This window comes from Micromonospora sp. MA102, from assembly GCF_025460765.1.
Classification (GTDB): Bacteria; Actinomycetota; Actinomycetes; order Mycobacteriales; family Micromonosporaceae; genus Micromonospora; species Micromonospora halotolerans.
Map to the genome: position 1 here is coordinate 94,117 of NZ_JAMWEG010000019.1, position 21,478 is coordinate 115,594.

Genomic DNA, 21,478 nt, shown 5'->3' on the forward strand with positions numbered 1-21,478 from the left:
CTCACGCCCCGATGACCTGCTGGAACTTGGTCTCGTACTCCTTCTCCCGCTTCTCGTCCAGGGCCATGAAGACCTTGGACTTCGACAGCATCGCGTCGTCCGGGAAGATGAGGGTGTTGCTGGCCAGATCCGGGTCGATCTTCTCCATCTCCGCCTGTGCGCCCTTGACCGGGCAGATGTAGTTGACGTACGCGGCGAGCTGTGCGGCGACCGCTGGGTCGTAGTAGTAGTTGATCAGCTCTTCGGCGTTCGCCTTGTGGGTGGCCTTGTTCGGCACCAGCATGTTGTCCGACCAGAGCATCACGCCCGACTCGGGCACCACGAACTTGATCTTCTCGTCCTCGAAGCCGAGCTGGATCACGTCGCCGGACCAGCCGATGCACGCGGCGATGTCGCCCTTGGCCAGGTCCGGGGCGTAGTCGTTGCCGGTGAACTTGCGGATCTGCTTGGAGTCCACGGCCTTCTTCAGCTTGTTCAGCGCGTCGTCGAACTGCGCCGTGGTGAAGTTCGCCGGGTCGTGCCCGTTGGACTGGAGCAGCAGGCCCATGGTGTCCCGCATCTCCGACAGCGCGGTCACCTTGCCCTTCAGGTCGGGGCGGGTGAGCAGCTCGTCGACGGTGCGGATCTCCTTGGCCACCTTGGCGTTGTACGCGAGCCCGGCCAGGCCGGACTGCCAGGGAATGGCGAGCTGGTTGTCGCTGTCGAAGGAGCGGTTGCGGAGCGACGGCAGCAGGTTCGCCTCGACGTTGGGCAGCTTCGCCTTGTCCAGCTTCTGGATCCAGCCGAGCCGGATCATCCGGGCGGCCATCCAGTCGGTGAGGACCATGATGTCGCGCCCGGTGGTCTGGCAGCCGGCGAGCTGGTTCTGCACCTTGCCGAAGAACTCGTTGTTGTCGTTGACGTCCTCGGTGTACGTCACCTGGATCCCGGACTTCTTGACGAACGCGTCCAGGCTGGGTCGCTTGGACTCGTCCTTCTCGTCCACATCCATGTACTGCGGCCAGTTCGAGAAGGCCAGCTTCTTTTCGGTGGCGGAGAGGTCGTCGCTCTTGCAACCGGCCTCGGTCTGCTGTGCGCCCTTGGTGCCACAGCCGGCCAGCGTGCCCGCCGTGGCGAGCAGAGTGGCCGAGCCGAGGGTCCCGGTGAGCAGACCACGCCGGGTGAGGTGCCGGTGGGGACTACGCATGTGACGACTCCTAGGGGGGTCATCGTCGGCGGCGGGACGGGGGTGGCTCGCCGGCGGGAGGGGTCAATGGCGATGGACGACTGATCCTGACATGAGGTGACCTTCCTTACAAGGGATTCCGTTGTGGGAATAGCGATCGACCACGAAATACGCCAGACTGCGCCGGGGCACTACGCTCAGCACGAGGATTCGGACATGGGGAGCGGACGATGGCCAACCGGCAACTGGAGAACGGCAACGGCAGCCGTCGGGTGACCGTGCGTGAAGGCGCGAGTCACGCTCTGCTCGATGACGTGGCCAAGCAGATCATCGAGCAGCTCCAGGAGGACGGGCGGCGCCCGTACGCGACCATCGGCAAGGCGGTCGGCCTCTCCGAGGCGGCCGTGCGGCAGCGGGTGCAGCGCCTGCTCGACGCCGGGGTCATGCAGATCGTGGCGGTGACCGATCCGCTCCAGCTCGGCTTCCCCCGCCAGGCCATGATCGGCCTGCGGACCGACGGTGACCTGGAGAGCGTGGCCGACCGGCTGGCCGAGTTCGAGGAGATCGACTACGTGGTGATCACCGCGGGGTCGTTCGACCTGCTGGCCGAGGTGGTCTGCCGCAACGACGAGCACCTGCTGGAGATCCTCCAGAAGCTGCGCGGCGTGCCGGGCGTGGTCTCCACCGAGGCGTTCGTCTACCTCAAGCTGCGCAAGCAGACCTACAGCTGGGGAACGGCCTGATACGGAATCCGTTGCGGTGACAAACACCGCGCGCTGAATCCGTTGTCATTTGCCCCTGATGCTTGCGTGATCGGCATTGGCTGTGGGATAACCGTGGGCAGAGCGGCCGGTGTCACCCCTGACCGGCCCGAGACCCGATGGGGCTGACATGGCCAACGCCACCGACCACCTCTGGATGCACTTCACCCGGATGGCCAGCTACTCCGCCGGTGAGGTCCCGACCATCGTGCGCGGTGAAGGCGCGTACGTCTGGGACTCGCAGGGCCGCCGGTACCTGGACGGACTCGCCGGGCTCTTCGTCGTCAACGCCGGCCACGGCCGGACCGAGCTGGCCGAGGCGGCCGCCAAGCAGGCCGGCGAACTGGCCTACTTCCCACTGTGGTCGTACGCCCACCCCAAGGCCGTCGAGCTGGCCGAGAAGGTCGCCGCGCTGGCCCCCGGCGACCTGAACCGGGTCTTCTTCACCACCGGCGGCTCCGAGGCCGTCGAGGCGGCGTGGAAGCTGGCCCGGGCCTACTTCAAGCGCACCGGCCAGCCGAACAAGTACAAGGTGGTCAGCCGCTACATCGCCTACCACGGCACCTCGATGGGCGCGCTGTCGATCACCGGCCTGCCCGGCATCAAGAGCGACTTCGAACCGCTGGTGCCCGGCGGCATCAAGGTGCCGAACACCAACTTCTACCGGGCGCCCGAGCACGGCGACGACCCCGAGGCGTTCGGCCGCTGGGCCGCCGAGGAGATCGGCCGGGCCATCGAGCGGGAGGGGCCGGACACCGTCGCCGCCGTCTTCCTGGAGCCGGTGCAGAACTCCGGCGGCTGCTTCCCGCCGCCGCCCGGCTACTTCGAGCGGGTCCGGGAGATCTGCGACGCGTACGACGTGCTGCTGGTCAGCGACGAGGTGATCTGCTCCTGGGGCCGGCTCGGCGAGTACTTCGGCGCCGTCCGGTACGGCTACCAGCCGGACATCATCACCACCGCCAAGGGCATCACCTCGGGCTACGCCCCGCTCGGCGCGATGATCGCCAGCGAGCGGCTGATGGAGCCGTTCCTCACCGAGACCGGCATGTTCGCGCACGGGGTGACCTTCGGCGGCCACCCGGTCTCCTGCGCGGTGGCCCTGGCCAACCTGGAGGTCTTCGCCCGCGAGGACCTCATCGGCCACGTCCGCGCCAACGAGGGCGCCTTCCGGTCCACCCTGGAGAAGCTCAACGACCTGCCCATCGTCGGCGACGTCCGGGGCGACGGCTACTTCTACGGCATCGAGCTGGTCAAGGACAAGACCACCCGGGAGACGTTCGACGAGGCCGAGTCGGAGCGGCTCCTGCGCGGCTTCCTCTCCACCGCGCTCTTCCAGGCCGGGCTCTACTGCCGCGCCGACGACCGGGGCGACCCCGTGGTGCAGCTCGCCCCGCCGCTGATCGCCCAGCAGCAGCAGTTCGACGAGATCGAGCAGATCCTGCGCGCCGTGCTGACCGAGGCATGGTCGCGCCTCTGACCGGCGGTCCGGACGGGGCCGGTTCCCAGGACACCGGGAGCCGGCCCCGTCCCGTCGGGCCTCCCGCCGGCGACACCGGGGACCGGGCCGCGACAGCCGCCGTCGGGGGCACCGACCGGACCCGGGTACGCCGGCTGCCCGACCTGGCCGTCCACGACCGGGCCACGTTGCACGCCGTCCTCGACGCCGGCCGGGTCGCGCACCTGGCCGTCGCCGACGGCGGCCAGCCGTACGCCCTGCCGGTGGCGTACGCCCGCGACGGTGAGCGGGTGCTCGTCCACGGCTCCACCGGCAGCCGGCTGTTCCGGCACCTCGCCGCCGGCGCGCCGGCCTGCCTCACCGTCACCCTGCTCGACGGCCTGGTGCTGGCCCGCAGCGCCTTCGAGTCCTCGATGAACTACCGCTGCGCCATGGTGCTCGGCACCCTCACCCCGCTCAGCGGCGAGGCGAAGTCGGCCGCGCTGCACCGCCTCTCCGAGCACCTGCTCCCCGGCCGCTGGGCGGAGATCCGGCCGCCCTCGGCGAAGGAGCTGGCCGCCACCCTGGTGCTCGCCCTGCCGCTGGACGAGTGCTCGGTGAAGGTCAGCGCCGGCCCGCCCGACGACCCCGAGGACGACCTCGACCGGCCGGTCTGGGCCGGGGTGGTGCCGGTCCTCGAGAGCTACGGGATCCCGCAGCCCGACCCGCGGCTGCGCCACGACCTGCCCCCACCGGAGTGGTGATGCGCTACCAGGAGCTGTCGTACTGGCTGTCCAGCGTGGCCGAGCCGCTGACGCCGCGCCCCGGCCTGCCCGGCGACACCGACGCCGACGTGGTGATCGTGGGCGCCGGCTACACCGGGCTGTGGACCGCGTACTACCTCGCCGCGGCCGACCCGACGCTGCGGATCGTGGTGCTGGAGAAGGAGATCGCCGGGTACGGCGCCTCCGGCCGCAACGGCGGCTGGTGCTCCGCCCTCTTCCCCACCTCCCTGCCGGCGCTGGCCCGCCGGCACGGCCGCGACCGGGCGCTCGCCATGCAGCGGGCCATGCACGAGACGGTCCACGAGGTCGGCCGGGTGGTCGCCGCCGAGGGCATCGACTGCGACTGGACGCCCGGCGGCACCGTCGTGCTGGCCCGCACCGACGTGCAACTCGGCCGGGCCCGGGCCGCCGTCACGGAAGCCCGCGAGCACGGGCTCGACGACGCCGACCTGGTCCTGCTCGACGCCGCCGAGGCCGCCGCCCGCTGCCACGCCGAGGGGGTACGCGGCGGCACGTACACACCGCACTGCGCCGCCGTGCACCCGGCGAAGCTGGTCCGCGGCCTGGCCGCGGCGGTGGAACGCCGGGGCGTCCGCGTCTTCGAGCGGACCCCGGTGACCGCGCTGCGACCCGGGGCGGCGGTGACCCCGGCCGGCGTGGTCCGCGCGCCGGTGGTGGTCCGGGCGACCGAGGGCTTCACGCCGGCCCTGCCCGGCCAGCGGCGGGCCGTCGCGCCCGTCTACTCGCTCATGGTGGCCACCGCACCGCTGCCCGAGGCGACCTGGGCGGAGATCGGGCTGACCGAGCGGGAGACGTTCTCCGACTACCGGCACGTCATCATCTACGGCCAGCGCACCGCCGACGGCCGGCTCGCCTTCGGCGGGCGGGGCGCCCCCTACCACTACGGCTCCCGGGTCCGCCCCGACTTCGACCGCGAGCCCCGGGTCTTCGCGGCGCTGCGCCGCGTGCTCGGCGAACTCTTCCCCGCCCTCGGGCGGGACGTGCCGGTGACGCACACCTGGGGCGGGCCGCTCGGCGTGGCCCGGGACTGGGCCGCCTCGGTGGGGCTGGACCGGTCGACCGGCCTCGGCTGGGCGGGCGGCTACGTCGGCGACGGCGTCGGCACGAGCAACCTGGCCGGCCGTACCCTGGCGGACCTGATCCGCGGCGAGCAGACCGACCTGACCGCCCTCCCCTGGGTCAACCACCGCTCCCCCCGATGGGAACCGGAACCCCTGCGCTGGCTCGCGGTCAACGCCGGCCTGAAGGTCATGTTCTCCGCCGACGAAGCGGAACGACGCACCAACCGCCCGTCCCGCCGAGCCGCAGCCTTCTCCCACCTCCTGGGCCACTGACCCGCACCCACCGCCGAACCCCGTCGATCATGAGGTTGGCGGCACCAAAGGAGATCGAACCCGCCGCCAACCTCATGATCACCGACTTCGACGACGTCCGGTCGGGACGCCGGCAGGCGCAGGCGGGGCGGGTTTAGTGGTTTGGGGGGATTACGCGTAGGTGGCCCCGGCGGCCCTGTTGCGGGGCCTGGGGGGTTGGGTGGTTGTCGTCCGACGGGGGGCGCGGGGGTGCCGGGCGGGCGGCCTCGCGGACGGCCTCGGCCAGGGCGACCAGGTCATCGGTGGTGGGCGGCGGGGGCTCGAACTCGCCCTCGTGGCGCACCACGTCCCAGCCACGCGGGGCGGTCAGGCTGCGGGCGTGCGGCTCGCACAGGTCGTACGTGTGCGGCTCGGCGAACGCGGCGAGGGGGCCGACCACCGCCGTGGACTCGTTGTAGACATAGGTCAATGTGGCGACCGCTTGCCGGGGGCAGCCGTTACGGGAGCAGCGCCGTGGTGACCTCACGGCGGCAGGGTATCTCCATTACCGGGTGCGGCGCACCGCTTCGCGTTGCGACACGCCCGTCATGGTGATCACATTCGTCCGATCGGCCGCTCGGCGCGCCGGGCCGGCGGCGCGACGGCGGGCGGCCCGGGTGCGCGGGCTACCCTGTGCGTCATGACGAGCCCGGAAAACCGCCGCCCCGGCTCCGGCCGGCGCACCCACCGCGACCGCCACGGGCGTGGCCTGCGGGGGCGGCTGGTGCCGGCCACCGTGCCGCTGGCCCGGACCAAGGCCGAGGTCTTCGACGACCTGGTGCTGGACACGGTGGAGACGCTCGAACGCCGCTTCGCCAAGGAGCTGGCCGGGGTCGAGTTCGCCGTCGAGGACGTCCCGCCGGACTTGAACGTCTACGACTCGGACGTGCTGGAGGACGGCGAGGTGCCGCTCGCCCGCCTGCTGCCCGGTCGCCCGGGCCGGCAGGAGGTGCCGCCGCGGATCGTGCTCTACCGGCGGCCGCTGGAGTTCCGCGCCATGGACCGCGAGGACCTCGCGGACCTCGTGCACGACGTGATCATCGAGCAGGTGGCGAACCTGCTCGGCGTCGACCCCGACGAACTGGCCTGAGCCCGCACCCGCCGACCGTCGCCGCGTCCCGGCCGGCCCCCGCCGGCCGGGTCGTCGGCCCCGGGCCCCGGGCGGCCCCCACCACCCGGTCCGGTACGCGCCTCAGGCGGCTACCCGCCGCTTGAGCTTGCGCCGCTCCCGCTCGGAGAGCCCACCCCAGATCCCGAACCGCTCGTCGTGGCCGAGCGCGTATTCGAGACACTCCGTCTTCACTTCACACCGCGAGCAGATGCGCTTCGCCTCGCGGGTCGAGCCGCCCTTCTCGGGAAAAAACGCCTCCGGGTCGGTCTGCGAGCACAGCGCCCGCTCCTGCCACTCCGGCGCGTTTCCGAGCAGGTCGGCCACCTCGAGCTGGCCGTCCATCCGTTGCCTCCTTGTCGCGCACCGGCGTCATCGCCGCTGCGACCCCCCACGCGAAAGGCGTGCTTGTTCGTCCGGTCACAATTTGTTGCGTTCCGCGCGAACAACCCCATTCAAATTACACGCGTGTAATGCGTGCGCCGTCAAGCCAAACTTGATAATGGAGTCGCCCTCCCGACACGTTCCGGACGGCCGTGGTGGCCGCCCGACCCTCGCAACCTGCCCTATCGATTCAGACCCCGGACGAGTAACGCCCTCCCCGGCGAGTTGCCCCAAGTTTTCTGCCGTGGCGCACCGGTGTGGACACCCCCGGAGGCCCCCGGTGGAGGCTTCCGGCGGGCCGCGCCCGGGCGGTCGTCGTGACACCGTCCAAGATCAGCATTTGTGGGGCACAAGGTTAACCCGGCCCGAGCGGTACCGCCCGTCGAGGCCGCAGACGCCGACCGCGCCCCGCCCACCATGTGGACGAGGCGCGGCCGTGCGGCTGCGTGGCCGGTCAGTCCATTCCCGGCGGTGAGCTGGCCGGCCAGACGAATTCGGCGATCGTGCCGCCGGTGACCGGGATCGCGCCAGCAGGGGTTTTTTCGTCCCACCAGACGGTATAGAGACCGGCCGGCAGGTCCGGGTAGACGGCGCTGTGGACCACCCCGTCGCGGACGCGCCGCTCGCGTACGGCCGAGTGGGTGCGCGGCTCGTCCCGGTCGGCGCGGCTGATCTCGATCTCGCGGCCGTGCAGGTCGCGTCCGGTGTGGATGATCAGCGCGCCGGAATCGCCGCCCAGGTCGAGCACGACGCTGCCGCTCTCCGAGGGACCGAGGGTGTGGTGCTGGCCGTGCACGTGCGCCCTCCCCGCTCAGGACTTCTTCGCCGGCGGGTTGTTGAACCCGTCGTACGGCGTGCCGAGGAACGGGAAGTCGCCCAGGAAGGGCGCGGTCACGTCGGCGGCGCTCAGGCCCGGTGTCACGGCGGTCGCCGCCGCGTCCGGCTTGAACGTCTTGTCGACCAGCGGCACGGTGAGCCCGGCGATGGCCCGCAGCGCGATGGTGACCACGTCGTCACCCACCCGCCGGCCGTTCGGGAAGCCCGCCAGGTCACCGCCGAGCACCCCGAACCGGTCCGGCTTGGGGCTGGGCCGGATCGCCGTGTTCAGCCGGAGCATGTCGGCCTGCAGGTCCCCGGTGGTGTTGGCGAAGCCGTCGATCAGCCCGGCCGGCACGCCGGTGAGCAGGATCGCCACCAGGTCGGCCCGCGGCTTCTTCGACTTGTTCAGCGCGTCCAGGCTGGGGAACACGCCCGGGTAGAGCGCGGGCAGGAGCGCGGCCAGCTCGGGATGCTCGACGAACTGGGCGAACCGCTTGTCCTCGGTGGGTGGCAGCGTGTTCCACAGGTCCTTCTTGGACATCGGCACGACGACCTCGTTGAACAGTGGGTTGCCCAGCCGGGAGACCTGGGTGAAGGGCCCGGCGGCCGTGTCCGCGGCGGCCCGGTCGCCGAGGACGCGGACCTGCTGGCGGGAGGCCGTCGTCCAGACGCCGATGGTCGAGGCGCGGTCGGCGTGGCCGTACCGGCTGGCCTTGCGCCGGACCTTCGCGAGCGGGACCTGCACGGCAATGCTGTGGACGTTCAAGCGGTCCAGCGCGTTGACCGGCTCGCCCTCGGTCTTGAACAGCTTCTTGCCGGCCACGTGCAGCTGCTGGAAGGGGCGCAGCGTGCCGAGGTCGAAGATGGCGCCCAGGTCGACGAAGAAGCCGTCGGCCCGCTGGCCGGCGAAGACCTTCTCCCCCGTCGACAGCCGGAACGTCGCCTGCCGCACCAGGTCCTGGTATCCGGGCGTGGACAGCGGGCCCACGTTGCACGGCGGGCAGGGCAGCTTGTGCGCCAGCACGTGCTCCCGGCCGTCGGCGATCCGGGTCAACCGGTAGAACTGGCGCCGGTTCCAGTTCTTGCTGTCCAGCGACTCGATCGGCCCGGTGTTGTAAAGAAAGCTGTTCGGATTCGTGATCTCCGTGGTGAATTCGAAACGATAGGTGACGTCCGGATTTCCGTCGCCGTCGTTGTCGACGTGAATCTCGTACCGGACGTCGTCGCCGAACTCGAAGAAGTTGGGGCCGCCGGAGGGGAGCTGCACCGGCACGTAGTTGGCGATCAACGTGACCGTGTCGGGCTGGCTCGGGCTGACGAACGCGTACAGGTCGGAGCTGTCGGCGACCGGATCCTTGGCTATCTCCGGGGCCTCACGGTGAGAGGACATGGCGGACCACACCTTCGTCGGGGGTAACGGAAGTCGGTACCGGCGCCGGTAGCCCGCGCCGGGAGGCCGCGCCCGGGGCGCGGGGGGCGGTCAGCGCCGGGCGGCGGCGCGGACCAGGCGGTCGGCCAGGCCGCGGTCGCGTACCTGGATCCGGGTCGTGCCGACGAAGACGTCCAGCGCGCCGGTGGCCGCGTCGCGGAGATGGACCACGATCGGCTCGTCACGCCGGCCCGCGGAGGGGGCGTTCTGCGCGGCGGACAGGCCCGGCACGGTGAGTGCGGCGGCGCCCAGGGTGGCGCTCGCGGCGGCGGTCAACGTCTGCCGGCGGGTCAGTCGCGGCCAGGGCCGCCGCTTCGGCTCATCAATGGTCATGGGCAACCTTTCCGGGCCGGCGCCGTAGCGCCCACGCTGGACCGGGGCCCGGACGCCGCCGGGTGCCCCGGGCTCGGGGATGCCGGCGGCGGTCCTCGCCGCAACCGCCGCCGGCATCCACTGGTACGGCCGGCGACGGGGAAAGGTTCGACGCTACGCGCCGACGTGACCGTACGCGGTCGTCCGCTTGCGGACCGGTCGGCCCGCCGCCGCCGCGATTCCCCGGAGCTGCTCCTCGGTGCGGGCCGAGCCGTTGCCCGAGCCGGCCATGCGGGAGATGGTCTCCTCCATGAGGGTGCCGCCCAGGTCGTTGCAACCACCCTGGAGCATGGCGACCGTGCCGGCGTCGCCGAGCTTCACCCAGGAACACTGGATGTTGGCGATGCGGCCGTGCAGCAGCAGCCGTGCCATCGCGTGCACGGCCCGGTTCTCCCGCCAGGTCGGGCCGGGACGGGCGATGCCGGCCAGGTAGATCGGCGCGTTGGTGTGCACGAACGGCAGCGCCACGAACTCGGTGAAGCCGCCCGTGCGGTCCTGCAGGCCGGCCAGCACCCGGAAGTGGGCCAGCCACTGGCCGGGGTGGTCGACGTGGCCGTACATCATGGTGGAGCTGGACCGGATGCCCAGCTCGTGGGCCGTGCCGACCACCTCGACCCAGGCGGCGGCCGGCAGTTTGCCCTTCGTGAGCACCCAGCGCACCTCGTCGTCGAGGATCTCGGCGGCGGTGCCCGGGATGGTGTCCAGGCCGGCCTCACGGAGCTGGAGCAGCCACTCCTTCACGGGCACGCCCGCCTTGGCGGCCGCGGTGACGATCTCCATGGGGGAGAACGCGTGGACGTGCATCCCCGGCACCCGCGTCTTGATCGCCCGGACGATGTCGGCGTAGCCGGTGACCGGCAGCTTCGGGTCGATGCCGCCCTGGAGGCAGACCTCGGTGGCGCCGGCCGCCCACGCCTCCTCGGCCCGGTCGGCGACCTGCGCCACGGAGAGCCGGAACGCGTCGGCGTCGCTCTCCCGCTGGGCGAAGGCGCAGAACCGGCAGCCCACGTAGCAGACGTTCGTGAAGTTGATGTTGCGGTTGACCACGTAGGTGACGTCGTCGCCGACCGCGTCCCGCCGCACGTCGTCGGCGATCCGGCACAGCTCGTCCAGCGCCGGGCCGTCCGCGCCGAACAGCGCCAGCGCCTGCGCCTCGCGCACCGGTTCCAGCAGCGCGGCCGGATCGTCGGCGGCCAGCCGCAGACCGGCGCGCAGGTCGGGGTCACTGGCCACGGCGACCGGCACGGCGACCTTCGCGGCCACCTCCGACCAGTCGCCGTAGACGTCGTCGAAGTCGCCCCGCCGGTCCCCGGTCCGACCGGTGGTGTCGATGGTGACGTGCAGGTCGGTCCGACCGCCGAACACCTCCTCCGGCTCCTGCCACGGCCGGCCCACCGGCCGGGCCGCCTCGACGGCCAGCCCGGTCTCCGGGTCGGCCAGGGCGGTGACGTGCGGCAGCAGGCGCGGGTCGAGCCACGGGTCGCCGGCCCGGACGTACTCCGGGTAGACGGTCAGCCGCTCGCGCAGGGTGAAGCCGGCCTGCCCGGTGCGCCGGGCCAGCTCGTCCAGGTGGGGCCAGGGACGCTCGGGGTTGACGTGGTCCGGGGTGACCGGCGAGACGCCGCCCCAGTCGTCGATGCCGGCGCGCAGCAGCAGGTCGTACTCGCCCTCGATGAGGTTGGGCGGCGCCTGGATCCGGGCCTTCGGGCCGAGCAGCACCCGGGCCACCGCCACGGTGGCCGCGAGGTCGTGCAGCTCCGCGTCGGGCATCCCGCGCATGGCGGTGTCCGGCTTCGCGCGGAAGTTCTGCACGATCACCTCCTGGAGGTGGCCGTACTCCCGGTGCGCCCGGCGGATGGCGAAGAGCGCGTCGACCCGCTCGGCCAGGGTCTCCCCGATGCCGATCAGCAGCCCGGTGGTGAACGGCACGCCGACCCGGCCGGCGTCGTCGAGCACCCGCAGCCGCACCGCCGGCTCCTTGTCCGGCGAGCCGTAGTGCGGGCCGCCCGGCTCCGACCAGAGCCGGGTGGCGGTGGTCTCCAGCATCATGCCCATGCTCGGCGCGACCGGCTTGAGCCGCTGCAACTCCGACCAGGACAGCACGCCCGGGTTTAGGTGCGGCAGCAGCCCGGTCTCCTCCAGCACCGCCACGGCGCAGGCGCGCAGGTAGTCGAGGGTGGAGTCGTAGCCCCGCTCGTCCAGCCACCGCCGGGCCGCCGGCCAGCGCTCCTCGGGGCGGTCGCCCAGGGTGAACAGGGCCTCCTTGCAGCCCTGGGCGGCGCCCTCCCGGGCGATGGCGAGGACCTCGTCCTTCTCCAGGTACGCGGCGGGCAGCCGGTGCGGCACGGTGGCGAACGTGCAGTAGTGACAGCGGTCCCGGCACAGCCGGGTCAGCGGGATGAACACCTTCTTGGAGAAGGTGACGACGCCCGGGCGGCCGGCCTCCCGCAGCCCGGCGTCGCGGATCTCCCCGGCGATCCGGAGCAGCTCGTCCAGGGCCGTGCCGCGCGCCGTGAGCAGCGCGCTCGCCTCGGCCACGTCCAGCGCCCGGCCGGTGGCGGCCCGGCCCAGGGCCCGCCGGACGCTCGCCTCGGTCGGCACGGGCTCGGTGCGATCAACCATCCGCCCAGCCTATGCGCTGGCCGGTCCGGACCCGCCCGCCCCCGACGAGGAGGCGGGCGGGTGGCCGGGAAAGCGGCGGTTCAGCGCGGGAAGTTCGGGTCCTCCCGGTCGAAGCGCTGCGTGCGGTCACCGTCCGGCGGGGCCGGCTGGCCGGGGTCGACCGGCTGGCGCGGGATCGCCTGGGTCGGGTCGGCCGACGGCGGCTGACCGAAGGGCGGCGCCGTGTGGGGGGCACCGCCGTACGGGGGCGCGGACTGCGGGCCGGCGAGGGGCGGACCCGACTGCGGGGCGCCGAACGGCGGGCTCGACTGTGGCGCGTGCGGCGGAGCGGTGTTGAACGGCGGCGCGGGCTGCGCCGGGCCGTACGGGCCGGGCTGGGGGTAGCCACCGGCCTGCTGCGGCCCGCCGGGGTACCCGCCCGGGGCCGGGTACCCGCCGGGGTGGCCGGGCTGCTGCGGCCAGCCGGGCTGCGCCTGGCCGTAGACACCGGGCTGCGGCTTCGGCTTCGGGACGTAGTAGAGGGTCCGCCAGATCTTGAAGACCACGAACGCGGCGATCGCGAACACGGCCAACCAGGCCAGCCGGGTGAGCAGGCCGAGGAAGGCGTCCAGCACCTCGCCGTCGGCGAGCCGGCCGACCAGCCAGATCAGGAGGGTCAGCGCGCCGAACACCGCGGCGACGGCGTACTCGACCAGCGCGACCTGGGTGATCAGCTTCGCCTTCGGCAGCACCGGGCGGACGTGGGTGGCGAGCAGCACGGCCAGCAGCGGCAGGACTGTCGACTCCAGGCCGATGAAGGCGAAGAAGGTGCTCCCGGCCCGGCCGCTGAACGTGCTGTAGTCGTCGACCGGCACCAGCAGGCGCAGCAGGCCGACGAAGAGCAGCACGGCGTTCGCGCCGAGCAGGACGAGCGCGGCCAGTTCGCGCAGTGGCTTGGTCAATTGGCTGGCCTGCGTGGTGTCGCCGGACGCGGGCTCGGCGGGGCTGGTCACGGACTCCCCCTGGGGACGAAAACGGACAGTTGCCGACGTGAGCGTAGTCTCTCCGGCCACCGGGCGATCGACGGCGGCGTGTGCGCAAGGATGGACGTCATGCGCATCGTGGTTCTGACCGGCGGCATCGGGGGCGCCCGGTTCCTGCTCGGCGTCCGGGCGTACGCCCGGGAGGTGGGGGCCGAGGTGACCGCCGTGGTCAACGTCGGCGACGATCTGCTGCTGCACGGGCTGAAGGTCTGCCCCGACCTGGACAGCGTCATGTACACGCTGGGCGGGGGCGCCGACCCGGAACGGGGCTGGGGCCGCGTGGGCGAGACCTGGACGGTCAAGTCCGAGCTGGCCGCGTACGGCGCCGAGCCGGCCTGGTTCGGGCTCGGCGACAAGGATCTCGCCACCCATCTGGTGCGCACCACCATGCTCAACGCCGGCTACCCGCTGTCCCAGGTCACCGAGGCGCTGTCCACGCGCTGGCAGCCCGGCGTACGCCTGCTGCCGGCCACCGACGACCGCCTGGAGACCCATGTCGTGGTCGACCTCGACGGCGGCCAGCGGGCGATCCACTTCCAGGAGTGGTGGGTCCGCCACCGGGCGGACGTGCCGACGCACCGGTTCGTCTTCGTCGGCGCGGAGACGGCGAAGCCGGCGCCCGGCGTGCTGGAGGCCATCCGGGCCGCCGACGTGGTGCTCGTCGCGCCCAGCAACCCGGTGGTGAGCATCGCGCCGATCCTGGCCGTGCCAGGGCTGCGCGACGCGATCGCCGACGGGCCGGCGCCGGTCGTCGGGGTGTCCCCGATCATCGGGGGCGCACCGGTCCGTGGCATGGCCGACCGCTGCCTGTCCGTGCTCGGCGTCGAGTGCAGCGCCGCCGGGGTGGGCGGCATCTACGGTGGCCGCTCGGCCGGCGGCCTGCTCGACGGCTGGCTGGTCGCGACGGAGGACGAGGGCACCGCGGTGCCGGAGGTGACCGTGCGCGCCGCGCCGCTGCGGATGACCGACGAGGCGGCGACGGCGGCGATGGTCCGAGCCGCGTTGGAGCTGATGTGAGGCTGGAGATCCTGCCGGTGCCCGGCATCGGCGACGTGACCGAGGGCGACGACCTGGCGGCGCTGATCGCCACCGCGGCGCCCTGGCTGCGCGACGGCGACGTGCTGGTGGTGACCAGCAAGGTCGTGTCGAAGGCGGAGGGTCGGCTGGTCGACGTGCCGGCCGACGGGCCCGAGCGGCTGGCCGCCCGGGACGAGGTGCTGGCCGGGGAGACCGCCCGCGTGGTGGCCACGCGCGGCACCACCCGGATCGTGCAGACCCACCACGGGTTCGTGATGGCCTCCGCCGGCATCGACGCGTCCAACGTGGACAAGACCCGGCTGGTGCTGCTGCCCAAGGACCCGGACGCCTCCGCCCGCGCGCTGCGCGCCACCCTGCGCGAGCGGTACGACCTCGACGTCGCGGTCATCGTGAGCGACACGATGGGCCGGCCGTGGCGCAACGGGCTCACCGACGTGGCGCTCGGGGTGGCCGGCATGCCGGCGATCCGCGACCACCGGGGCGAGATCGACCCCTACGGCAACGAACTCCAGCTCACCCAGATGGCCGTGGTCGACGAGCTGGCCGCGGCCGGTGAGCTGATCAAGGGCAAGTGCGACCAGGTGCCGGTCGCGGTGATCCGCGGCTACCTGGGCGAGACCCGGGACGACGACGAGGGCGCCGCCGCGCTGGTCCGGGACGCGTCGCTGGACCTGTTCTCCCTCGGCACCGCCGAGGCGCGCGCCGCCGGCCTGCGGGAGGCGGCCACCCTGGCGGACGGTCCCGGCCCGACCCCGGCCGACCCGGCCGCCGTCGACCGGGCGATCGCCGCCGTCGCCGGCGTGGTCGCGCCCGGCACCGTCTTCACCCACGTCACCGACGACGAGGTACGCGCCGGACTGGTCGCCACCGTGCCCGGCTGGCCGGCGCGGGCCACCGGCCTGGTCCTCGGCGCGCCACCGGCCCCGGTCGACGCGCCGGACCTGGTCCGTTTCGGCGCCGACCTGCAACGCCTGCGTACCGCGCTGGCCGCCGAGGCCGTCCCGTCGGCGCTGCTCCCTCCGCCGCCGGGAAGCACCGCCAGCGCGGCCCTCGCCGTCTGACCTCGCGCTCAGCGACCTCAGGCGTCGAGGACGGCCCGGCCCAGCGGGGTCAGGGTGTGCAGCACGGTGTTGCGGTCGCGGTGGCTGACCAACAGGCCGGCGTTGCGCAGCACGCTGGTGTGCTGGCTGGCCGCGGCCGCGGAGATGCGCAGCCGGCGGGCCACCTCGCCGGTGGTGCAGCCCTCGTCGGCGGCCTCCAGCACGGCCGCCCGGGTCCGGCCGAGCAGGGCGGCCAGCGCCTCCCGCTGCGCGTCGTCGGCGTCCCGGCCGGCGCCGCCACCCGCCTCAGGCGTGAGACCGCCGAGCCGGTCGACGGGGTAGACCAGCACCGGCGGCAGGCTCGGGTCGAGGAGCGCGACCGGGGTCCGGGCGCAGAAGAACGAGGGGACGAGCAGCAGCCCCCGCCCGTCGAGGTGCAGCTCCCGGCTGTCCGGGTAGTCGAGGACCTCCAGCACCCCGTCGGCCCAGCGCATGCTCGGCCGCAGGCTGGCCAGCAGCCCCTCGGCGCCGCCGTCGAGCATGGCCCGGGCGCGGCGCGCGCGGTCCGCCTCCACGGCGGCCTGGATCCGCGACCAGTACGGGGTGACGGCGAGTGACTGGTACCGGACCATCGAGTCGGTCAGGTGGCTGAGCACCTCGGGCTCGCCGCGGGCCAGGGCACTCGCCGACGCCGGCAGCGCGTTCTCCTCGGCGAGCCGGGCGAGGTCGCGGCGGAGCAGGTCGACCGGGGTGCCGCGAACCGCCTCCAGCCCGGCGTCCAGACCGTCCTTGCTGGCGTAGGGGGTGAGGAAGTCCGGGAAGTAGCCGCGGGGCGGGTTGAGCGCGAGCAGCAGGCGGTAGCTGTCGGCGGCGGTGTCCGTCTGCAGCCCGCGGGCCACCGTGCGTCGCCAGGCGGTCAGCAGCGGGTCACGCCCGCGACCCTGGAGCAGGTGCAGGCTGAGGACCAGTTCCCAGACCGGGTCCGCGACGGGGGCCACCCTGGTCCGCAGGATGTCCTCGCGGGAGAAAACGACCTTCAGCATGGAACTCTCCCGGGCGGACCGAGGGAGTGCCCGCCACGTTGAGCACTGTACCCGCCGGTACTTATCTCCATCTTTAAGCGTGGGATGAAAAACCTCGACGGTGCCCGGCCGGGTTGGGCAGACTTCCACTTGCCCGCCACGCCGGGACACGGCGTCACCGAACCGGCTGTGGACCAGCGGGCGCGCCGGTCGGCCGGACGGCACCACGAGGGTCTGCGGCTCATCTCCGTAGAGGTGTCGTCCGGCGACCGCTCAGCCGAGCCAGAGCGCCACCCGGTGATCCTCGTCGGTGACGTAGTAGCAGCGCCCGTCCAGCTCGGCCAGCCCCTCCACGTGGTGGAACGGCGCCAGCTCGGCCACCAGCTTCCCCGCCACCCGGGCGTCCGGGCCGACGTCGTGCCGGAACCGGACGTGCCGCGAGGTCACCTGGCCGCCGTGCGGGTGGTCGTCCAGCAGCACCGAGCCCTTGCCGACCGCGTCGATCGAGCCGATCACCGCCGCGTAGCCGCCGTCCGGTGTCGGCGCGACGGCCCGGAAGCCGGTCAGCGCGCCCGCCGGGGTCACCCCGGTCAGGGCGTACGCCCCGACGGCGCGCGGCCAGCCCGGCTCGGCGTCCCGGCCCGACCCGGAGCCGTCGCCGAACATGTCGGCCACACCGGCCAGCTCGACCAGGATGGGCTCGCCCTCGGCGGTCACCGGGAAGCGCAGCCCGAGCAGCACCGTCCCGGCCGGGGTGAAGGCCGCCGCCTCGACGTTGACGGGCAGGTCGTCCTCGGCCAGCCGGCTCACCCAGCTCTTGGCCCGGGCGGTGCCCCGGTCCCGCGTCTCCACGATGAACCGCTGCCGGACGCGCTCCCCCGCCGGCAGCGGAGTCAGCGGCGCGGCGGCGAGGGCGTCGTTGATCGCCCGGTGCAGCCGGAACCGGTTGCGCACCACGTGCAGCGGCAGCGTCCCGCCGGCCGCGTCGTCCTCGCGGAACCGGGCCACGAACGCGCGCCGGGGGCGCAGCGGGCCGGCCTTCGAGCCGAAGTGCGAGCCGAAGACGTACACCCAGCCGTCGTGGTGGGCGAGCGCCTCACCGTCCTCGGTGCGGCCGTTCTCCCGGCCGGCGTCGGCGGCCACGTGGTGCGCCACCCACTCGCCGTCGGCGCGCTCCAGCAGCAGCGCCAGGCACTGTTCCACCGGGCCCTCGTCGAGGACGGTCCAGAAGCCCCGGCGGGCGCCGTGCGCGCGCAGCAGCGCCGGGGAGCGGACGGGCAGCAGGTCGCTGGCCTCGTTGCCGGCCACGACGAACTCGACGAGTCGGAGGGTCACCGGGCCAGGGTACGGAGGGCGCGCCCGTACAGTGGCGGGGTGCCGGACACCGAGACGTACGCCGACCTGCATGCCGACGCCACGGCGGTGCTGAGCCGCTGGACGGCGACCAGCCCGGCGGCCGCCGCGAACCGGGATCGGACGCTGGCCCTGCTGGCGGCCGGACCGGTGGCGATGAGCCGGGCGCACCGGCCCGGGCACCTCACCGCGAGCGCGCTGGTGCTGGACGCGACGGGCGCCCGGGTGCTGCTCTGCCTGCACGGCAGGTTCCGCAAGTGGGTGCAGCTCGGCGGGCACTGCGAGCCCGGCGACCGGACCCTGGCGGCGGCCGCGCTGCGCGAGGCCACCGAGGAGTCCGGTATCGCCGGCCTGGTGGTCGACCCGGAACCGATCGATGTGGACGTCCACCCGGTGGCCTGCCAGGGCGGCTCGCTGCACTACGACGTCCGGTTCGCCGTGCTGGCCCCCGCCGGGGCGACCGAGCGGGTCAGCGCCGAGTCCGAGGCGCTGGGCTGGTTCCCGCCGGACCGGCTGCCCGAGCCGCTGGCCGACGGGACCGTCCAGCTGGTGGCGCCGGGGTTGGCCGCGCTGGCCCGGCGGGCCGCCGGCTGACCCGGCCCCCGGTCAGACCAGCCCCTCCTCGCCGCGCTCCTTGAGCTCGTCGACCACCTTCTTCACGTCCTGCGCCCGGTCGCGCGGGCAGACCAGCAGGGCGTCCGGGGTGTCGACCACGATCAGGTCGTGGACGCCGATCGCGGCCACCAGCCGGCCGGACTGCGGCACCACCACGAGGCCGCTGGTGTCCCGCAGCAGGACGCCGGGCTTGGCGTCGCCGCCCAGCACCACGTTGCCGGCGGCGTCCGCGGGGAGCACCTCGCCGAGGGTGTGGAAGTCGCCCACGTCGTTCCAGCCGAAGTCGCCCGGGACGGTCGCCACCCGGCCGGCGGTCGCCGCGCCCTCCATCACCGCGTAGTCGACGGAGATCTTCGGCAGGGTCGGCCAGACCGTGCCGAGGACGTCGTCCTGCTCCGGGGTGCCCCACGCCGCCGCGATCGCGGTGATCCCCGCGTGCATGGCCGGCTGCTGCCGGGCCAGCTCGGCCAGGAAGACGTCCACCCGCCAGACGAACATGCTGGCGTTCCAGAGGTGCCGGCCGGACCGCACGTAGCCCTCGGCCACGTCGGCGGCCGGCTTCTCCTTGAACTCGATGACCGGGCGCAGGGTGCCGTCGCCCGCCGGGTCCCCGGTCTCCAGGTAGCCGTAGCCCGTCTCCGGCCGCGTCGGGGTGATGCCCACCGTCATCAGCGAACCCTGCTCGGCGCCGCGGATCGCCTGCCGGACCACCTCGGCCCAGCGCGCCGGGTCACCGATGAGGTGGTCGGCGGCGAAGGAGCCCATCACCGCCTCCGGGTCACGCTCGGCGATCACCGCGGCGGCCAGCGCGATCGCCGCGCAGGAATCCCGCGGCGAGGGCTCGACCAGGATGTTCTCCTCCGGCACGCCCGCCAGTTGCCGTGCCACCGCCGCGACGTGCGCGGCCCCCGTGACCACCAGCGTGCGGTCCGGCGTGGTCAGCGGCGACAGCCGGTCGACCGTCGCCTGGAGCAGCGAGGCCGGGGTGCCGGTCAGCGGGTGGAGGAACTTGGGGTGGCCGGCACGGGACAGCGGCCACAACCTCGTGCCACTGCCACCCGCCGGGATGACGGCGTAGAACATCAGCACATCATGCCCGAACCGCCGTGCTACGGGCCCCCGGTCGGACGTACCCGCAGGTGACACTCAGGAACGCGCCCGGCTCCACGCGGCGATGTGCACCTCGGCGCTGGACTCCCAGGTGAACTCCTTGGCCCGGTCGAAACCGGCCTTGGCCAGGGAGAGCCGGCGCTGCTCGTCGTCGAGCAGGGCGGTCAGGTCGGTGGCGATCTGATCCGGGTCCTCGCTGGTGTACGCCACGGCGTCGCCGCCCACCTCGGGCAGGGAGAGCCGCGGCGTGGTGAGCACCGGCGCGGCGCACGCCATCGCCTCCAGGATGGGCAGGCCGAAGCCCTCCCCGTAGGACGGGTAGGCGGCGACCAGCGCGCCACCGAGGAAGCCGGGCAGGTCGCCGTAGCGCAGGTAGCCCGGGCGGAGCAGCCGCAGGTGCGACGGCACCTCGGCCACCGCCCGGTCGATGTCGTCGTCGTGCCCCTGGCCGCCCGCGATGACCAGCGCGGGCGGGTCCGTCCGGTCGCCGACCGCGCGGGCCCAGCCGCGGATCAGGTTGGGCACGTTCTTGCGCGGCTCCTTGGCCCCGAGGAACGCCACGTAGCTGCTGCTGCCCAACCCGAGGCGGGCCCGCACCCGGGCCTTCTCCTCCTCGCTCGGAGCGTGGAAGGCGGCCTGGTCGACACCGTGGTAGGCCACGTCGATCCGGGTGGGGTCGGCGTCCAGCAGGCGGATCAGCTCGTCGCGGGTGGCCTTGCTCGGCACGATCACCCGGTCGGCCCGGCGCAGCGAGGTCTTGATCGCGCTGCGGAAGAAGGTGCGGCGGGACTTGTCGTAGTGCTCCGGCTCGGTGAAGAAGGTCGCGTCGTGCACGGTGACCGTGACCGGGCAGCCGGCCCGCAGCGGGCACGTGTAGAAGGGCGAGTGCAGCACCTCGGCGCCGACCTGCTGGGCCAGCAGCGGCAGGCCGGTCTGCTCCCAGGCGAGCCGGGCCGGGCGGTGGGCCACGGCCGCCGGAGCGGGGATCACCTCGGCGCCGGGCAGCATCCTGGTGTAGCGCTCCAGGTCGGTGCGGAGGCTCACCACGGCCAGGTCGACGCCGGAGCCGCAGACCCGGCCGAGGGCACCGAGCAGGCCGTCGACGTATCTACCGACGCCGCCGCGATCGGCGGGGACACTCGTGGCGTCGATGAGCACGCGGGGCGGGCGACCGGCGGTCACGGGGCGACTCCTCAGGCTGGCGCGTCTGTGGGGAACAACACTGTCGGCAAGCCTACGCCGGGCCGGGTGCCCGACGCTGACTGCGACCCGACGGTACGCCGACTTGTCGTTGTCATCGAGTACGCGTACCGGGCGCGTATCGTTCGCGTCGATGGCCGACAACATTGCCCGGGTGTTCGCCGACGCGATCGCGACCGACCCCGCCCGACCGCTGCTGACCTGGTACGACGACGCCACCGGCGAGCGCACCGAACTTTCCGGCGCGACGCTGGCGAACTGGGTGGCCAAGACGGCCAACCTGCTCGTCGACGAGATCGCCCTCGCCCCCGGCGACACGGCCGCGGTGCTGCTGCCGCCGCACTGGCAGACCGCCGCCGTGCTGCTCGGCTGCTGGTCGGCGAAGCTGACCGTGGCCGACACGCCGGGCGACGTGGACGTGCTCTTCGCCGCCGCCGGGCGGATCGACGAGGCGGGCGACTGGTCGGCCGGGGAGCGCTACGCGCTGGCCCCGAACCCGTTCGCGCTGCCGATGCGGGAGGTGCCGGCCGGCTTCGCCGACTTCGTCTCGGCGGTACGCGGGCACGGCGACCACTTCACCCCGTACCCCGGCGGTGGCGAGGGGGACGCGGCGCTGCTGGCCCGCGCGGAGGCCCGGGCCGCGGAGCTCTGCCTCACCCCCGGCGACCGGCTCCTGGTCGACGTGACCCGGCACCCCGACGCGGTCGACTGGCTGCTGGCGCCGCTCACCGCCGGCGCCAGCCTGGTGGCCTGCGCCAACCTGGACCCGGCCCGCCTGGACCCGCGCACCGCGACGGAGAAGGTCACCCGGGTCCTCACCTGACC

Annotated in this window: 21 protein-coding genes; 9 read left to right on the forward strand and 12 right to left on the reverse strand. The window is 73.4% G+C overall.

The window, feature by feature from the left end; translation table 11 throughout:
* Position 1: 1 nt before the first annotated feature.
* Positions 2 to 1,186, reverse strand: coding sequence for a spermidine/putrescine ABC transporter substrate-binding protein (locus tag NFX44_RS28100; protein ID WP_262286613.1), 1,185 nt, complete (start codon positions 1,184 to 1,186; stop codon positions 2 to 4).
* 209 nt (positions 1,187 to 1,395) lie between these two features.
* On the opposite strand from NFX44_RS28100, the gene NFX44_RS28105 reads away from it, so the two are divergent.
* The 4 genes from NFX44_RS28105 to NFX44_RS28120 all read left to right on the forward strand — a co-directional run bounded on the left by NFX44_RS28105 (position 1,396) and on the right by NFX44_RS28120 (position 5,501).
* Positions 1,396 to 1,908: an Lrp/AsnC family transcriptional regulator gene (locus NFX44_RS28105; RefSeq protein WP_151464013.1), complete on the forward strand. Its 513-nt coding sequence runs from the start codon at positions 1,396 to 1,398 to the stop codon at positions 1,906 to 1,908.
* Between the two features lie 148 nt (positions 1,909 to 2,056).
* Positions 2,057 to 3,403, forward strand: a complete 1,347-nt coding sequence (locus tag NFX44_RS28110) for an aspartate aminotransferase family protein (RefSeq protein WP_262286614.1) — start codon at positions 2,057 to 2,059, stop codon at positions 3,401 to 3,403.
* Complete coding sequence (locus tag NFX44_RS28115; protein ID WP_262286615.1) at positions 3,388 to 4,125, forward strand: pyridoxamine 5'-phosphate oxidase family protein; 738 nt, start codon at positions 3,388 to 3,390, stop codon at positions 4,123 to 4,125. Before NFX44_RS28110 ends, NFX44_RS28115 begins: the two co-directional genes overlap by 16 nt.
* Entirely contained in the window at positions 4,125 to 5,501 is a 1,377-nt protein-coding gene (locus tag NFX44_RS28120; RefSeq protein WP_262286616.1) for an FAD-binding oxidoreductase, read from the forward strand. The genes NFX44_RS28115 and NFX44_RS28120 overlap by 1 nt, the downstream gene beginning before the upstream one ends.
* A gap of 133 nt (positions 5,502 to 5,634) precedes the next feature.
* On the opposite strand, the gene NFX44_RS28125 is transcribed toward NFX44_RS28120, so the two are convergent.
* Positions 5,635 to 6,006, reverse strand: coding sequence for a DUF3499 domain-containing protein (locus tag NFX44_RS28125; protein ID WP_262286617.1), 372 nt, complete (start codon positions 6,004 to 6,006; stop codon positions 5,635 to 5,637).
* Between the two features lie 153 nt (positions 6,007 to 6,159).
* Between NFX44_RS28125 and NFX44_RS28130 the strand changes: the two genes are divergently transcribed.
* Positions 6,160 to 6,609, forward strand: coding sequence for a metallopeptidase family protein (locus NFX44_RS28130; RefSeq protein WP_091260118.1), 450 nt, complete (start codon positions 6,160 to 6,162; stop codon positions 6,607 to 6,609).
* A 102-nt stretch (positions 6,610 to 6,711) separates the two neighbouring features.
* Here NFX44_RS28130 and NFX44_RS28135 read toward each other — a convergent pair whose 3' ends face one another.
* The 6 genes from NFX44_RS28135 to NFX44_RS28160 all read right to left on the reverse strand — a co-directional run bounded on the left by NFX44_RS28135 (position 6,712) and on the right by NFX44_RS28160 (position 13,245).
* Positions 6,712 to 6,972: a WhiB family transcriptional regulator gene (locus NFX44_RS28135; RefSeq protein WP_013284161.1), complete on the reverse strand. Its 261-nt coding sequence runs from the start codon at positions 6,970 to 6,972 to the stop codon at positions 6,712 to 6,714.
* A gap of 493 nt (positions 6,973 to 7,465) precedes the next feature.
* Positions 7,466 to 7,807 (reverse strand): phospholipase, encoded by a 342-nt coding sequence (locus NFX44_RS28140; protein WP_262286618.1) that lies wholly within the window; start codon positions 7,805 to 7,807, stop codon positions 7,466 to 7,468.
* 15 nt (positions 7,808 to 7,822) lie between these two features.
* On the reverse strand, positions 7,823 to 9,220 hold the full coding sequence (locus NFX44_RS28145) for a DUF4331 domain-containing protein (RefSeq protein ID WP_262286619.1): 1,398 nt from the start codon (positions 9,218 to 9,220) through the stop codon (positions 7,823 to 7,825).
* 90 nt (positions 9,221 to 9,310) lie between these two features.
* Positions 9,311 to 9,592 carry a hypothetical protein gene (locus NFX44_RS28150; protein WP_262286620.1) on the reverse strand — a complete coding sequence of 94 codons (282 nt, stop codon included), beginning with the start codon at positions 9,590 to 9,592 and terminating at the stop codon, positions 9,311 to 9,313.
* A gap of 153 nt (positions 9,593 to 9,745) precedes the next feature.
* On the reverse strand, positions 9,746 to 12,253 hold the full coding sequence (locus NFX44_RS28155) for a bifunctional FO biosynthesis protein CofGH (RefSeq protein ID WP_262286621.1): 2,508 nt from the start codon (positions 12,251 to 12,253) through the stop codon (positions 9,746 to 9,748).
* 80 nt (positions 12,254 to 12,333) lie between these two features.
* Positions 12,334 to 13,245, reverse strand: coding sequence for a hypothetical protein (locus NFX44_RS28160; RefSeq protein WP_262286622.1), 912 nt, complete (start codon positions 13,243 to 13,245; stop codon positions 12,334 to 12,336).
* 99 nt (positions 13,246 to 13,344) lie between these two features.
* Between NFX44_RS28160 and cofD the strand changes: the two genes are divergently transcribed.
* Together cofD and NFX44_RS28170 are read left to right on the forward strand one after the other, a co-directional pair.
* On the forward strand, positions 13,345 to 14,292 hold the full coding sequence (cofD, locus tag NFX44_RS28165) for a 2-phospho-L-lactate transferase (protein ID WP_262286623.1): 948 nt from the start codon (positions 13,345 to 13,347) through the stop codon (positions 14,290 to 14,292).
* Positions 14,289 to 15,374, forward strand: coding sequence for a coenzyme F420-0:L-glutamate ligase (locus NFX44_RS28170; protein WP_262286624.1), 1,086 nt, complete (start codon positions 14,289 to 14,291; stop codon positions 15,372 to 15,374). The genes cofD and NFX44_RS28170 overlap by 4 nt, the downstream gene beginning before the upstream one ends.
* 17 nt (positions 15,375 to 15,391) lie before the next feature.
* Here NFX44_RS28170 and NFX44_RS28175 read toward each other — a convergent pair whose 3' ends face one another.
* Both NFX44_RS28175 and NFX44_RS28180 read right to left on the reverse strand, forming a co-directional pair.
* Positions 15,392 to 16,396, reverse strand: a complete 1,005-nt coding sequence (locus NFX44_RS28175; protein WP_262286625.1) for a helix-turn-helix transcriptional regulator — start codon at positions 16,394 to 16,396, stop codon at positions 15,392 to 15,394.
* 252 nt (positions 16,397 to 16,648) lie between these two features.
* Positions 16,649 to 17,710: a DUF4185 domain-containing protein gene (locus tag NFX44_RS28180; protein WP_262286626.1), complete on the reverse strand. Its 1,062-nt coding sequence runs from the start codon at positions 17,708 to 17,710 to the stop codon at positions 16,649 to 16,651.
* Positions 17,711 to 17,749: 39 nt separating this feature from the next.
* Between NFX44_RS28180 and NFX44_RS28185 the strand changes: the two genes are divergently transcribed.
* Positions 17,750 to 18,322, forward strand: coding sequence for an NUDIX hydrolase (locus NFX44_RS28185; protein WP_262286627.1), 573 nt, complete (start codon positions 17,750 to 17,752; stop codon positions 18,320 to 18,322).
* 12 nt (positions 18,323 to 18,334) lie between these two features.
* Here NFX44_RS28185 and NFX44_RS28190 read toward each other — a convergent pair whose 3' ends face one another.
* Entirely contained in the window at positions 18,335 to 19,426 is a 1,092-nt protein-coding gene (locus NFX44_RS28190) for a mannose-1-phosphate guanylyltransferase (protein ID WP_262286628.1), read from the reverse strand.
* 63 nt (positions 19,427 to 19,489) lie between these two features.
* Positions 19,490 to 20,635 carry a glycosyltransferase family 1 protein gene (locus NFX44_RS28195; protein ID WP_262286629.1) on the reverse strand — a complete coding sequence of 382 codons (1,146 nt, stop codon included), beginning with the start codon at positions 20,633 to 20,635 and terminating at the stop codon, positions 19,490 to 19,492.
* Positions 20,636 to 20,786: 151 nt separating this feature from the next.
* Between NFX44_RS28195 and NFX44_RS28200 the strand changes: the two genes are divergently transcribed.
* The gene (locus NFX44_RS28200; protein ID WP_262286630.1) at positions 20,787 to 21,476 is read left to right on the forward strand and encodes a TIGR03089 family protein; all 690 of its coding nucleotides are present in this window, start codon (positions 20,787 to 20,789) and stop codon (positions 21,474 to 21,476) included.
* The last annotated feature ends 2 nt before the right edge of the window (positions 21,477 to 21,478 follow it).

Coding starts and splice junctions, on each gene's coding strand:
- NFX44_RS28100 (WP_262286613.1), bottom strand. CDS start 1,186: ATGCGTAGTCCCCACCGGCACCTCACCCGGCGTGGTCTGCTCACCGGG.
- NFX44_RS28105 (WP_151464013.1), top strand. CDS start 1,396: ATGGCCAACCGGCAACTGGAGAACGGCAACGGCAGCCGTCGGGTGACC.
- NFX44_RS28110 (WP_262286614.1), top strand. CDS start 2,057: ATGGCCAACGCCACCGACCACCTCTGGATGCACTTCACCCGGATGGCC.
- NFX44_RS28115 (WP_262286615.1), top strand. CDS start 3,388: ATGGTCGCGCCTCTGACCGGCGGTCCGGACGGGGCCGGTTCCCAGGAC.
- NFX44_RS28120 (WP_262286616.1), top strand. CDS start 4,125: ATGCGCTACCAGGAGCTGTCGTACTGGCTGTCCAGCGTGGCCGAGCCG.
- NFX44_RS28130 (WP_091260118.1), top strand. CDS start 6,160: ATGACGAGCCCGGAAAACCGCCGCCCCGGCTCCGGCCGGCGCACCCAC.
- NFX44_RS28135 (WP_013284161.1), bottom strand. CDS start 6,972: ATGGACGGCCAGCTCGAGGTGGCCGACCTGCTCGGAAACGCGCCGGAG.
- NFX44_RS28145 (WP_262286619.1), bottom strand. CDS start 9,220: ATGTCCTCTCACCGTGAGGCCCCGGAGATAGCCAAGGATCCGGTCGCC.
- NFX44_RS28150 (WP_262286620.1), bottom strand. CDS start 9,592: ATGACCATTGATGAGCCGAAGCGGCGGCCCTGGCCGCGACTGACCCGC.
- NFX44_RS28155 (WP_262286621.1), bottom strand. CDS start 12,253: ATGGTTGATCGCACCGAGCCCGTGCCGACCGAGGCGAGCGTCCGGCGG.
- cofD (WP_262286623.1), top strand. CDS start 13,345: ATGCGCATCGTGGTTCTGACCGGCGGCATCGGGGGCGCCCGGTTCCTG.
- NFX44_RS28175 (WP_262286625.1), bottom strand. CDS start 16,396: ATGCTGAAGGTCGTTTTCTCCCGCGAGGACATCCTGCGGACCAGGGTG.
- NFX44_RS28190 (WP_262286628.1), bottom strand. CDS start 19,426: ATGTTCTACGCCGTCATCCCGGCGGGTGGCAGTGGCACGAGGTTGTGG.
- NFX44_RS28200 (WP_262286630.1), top strand. CDS start 20,787: ATGGCCGACAACATTGCCCGGGTGTTCGCCGACGCGATCGCGACCGAC.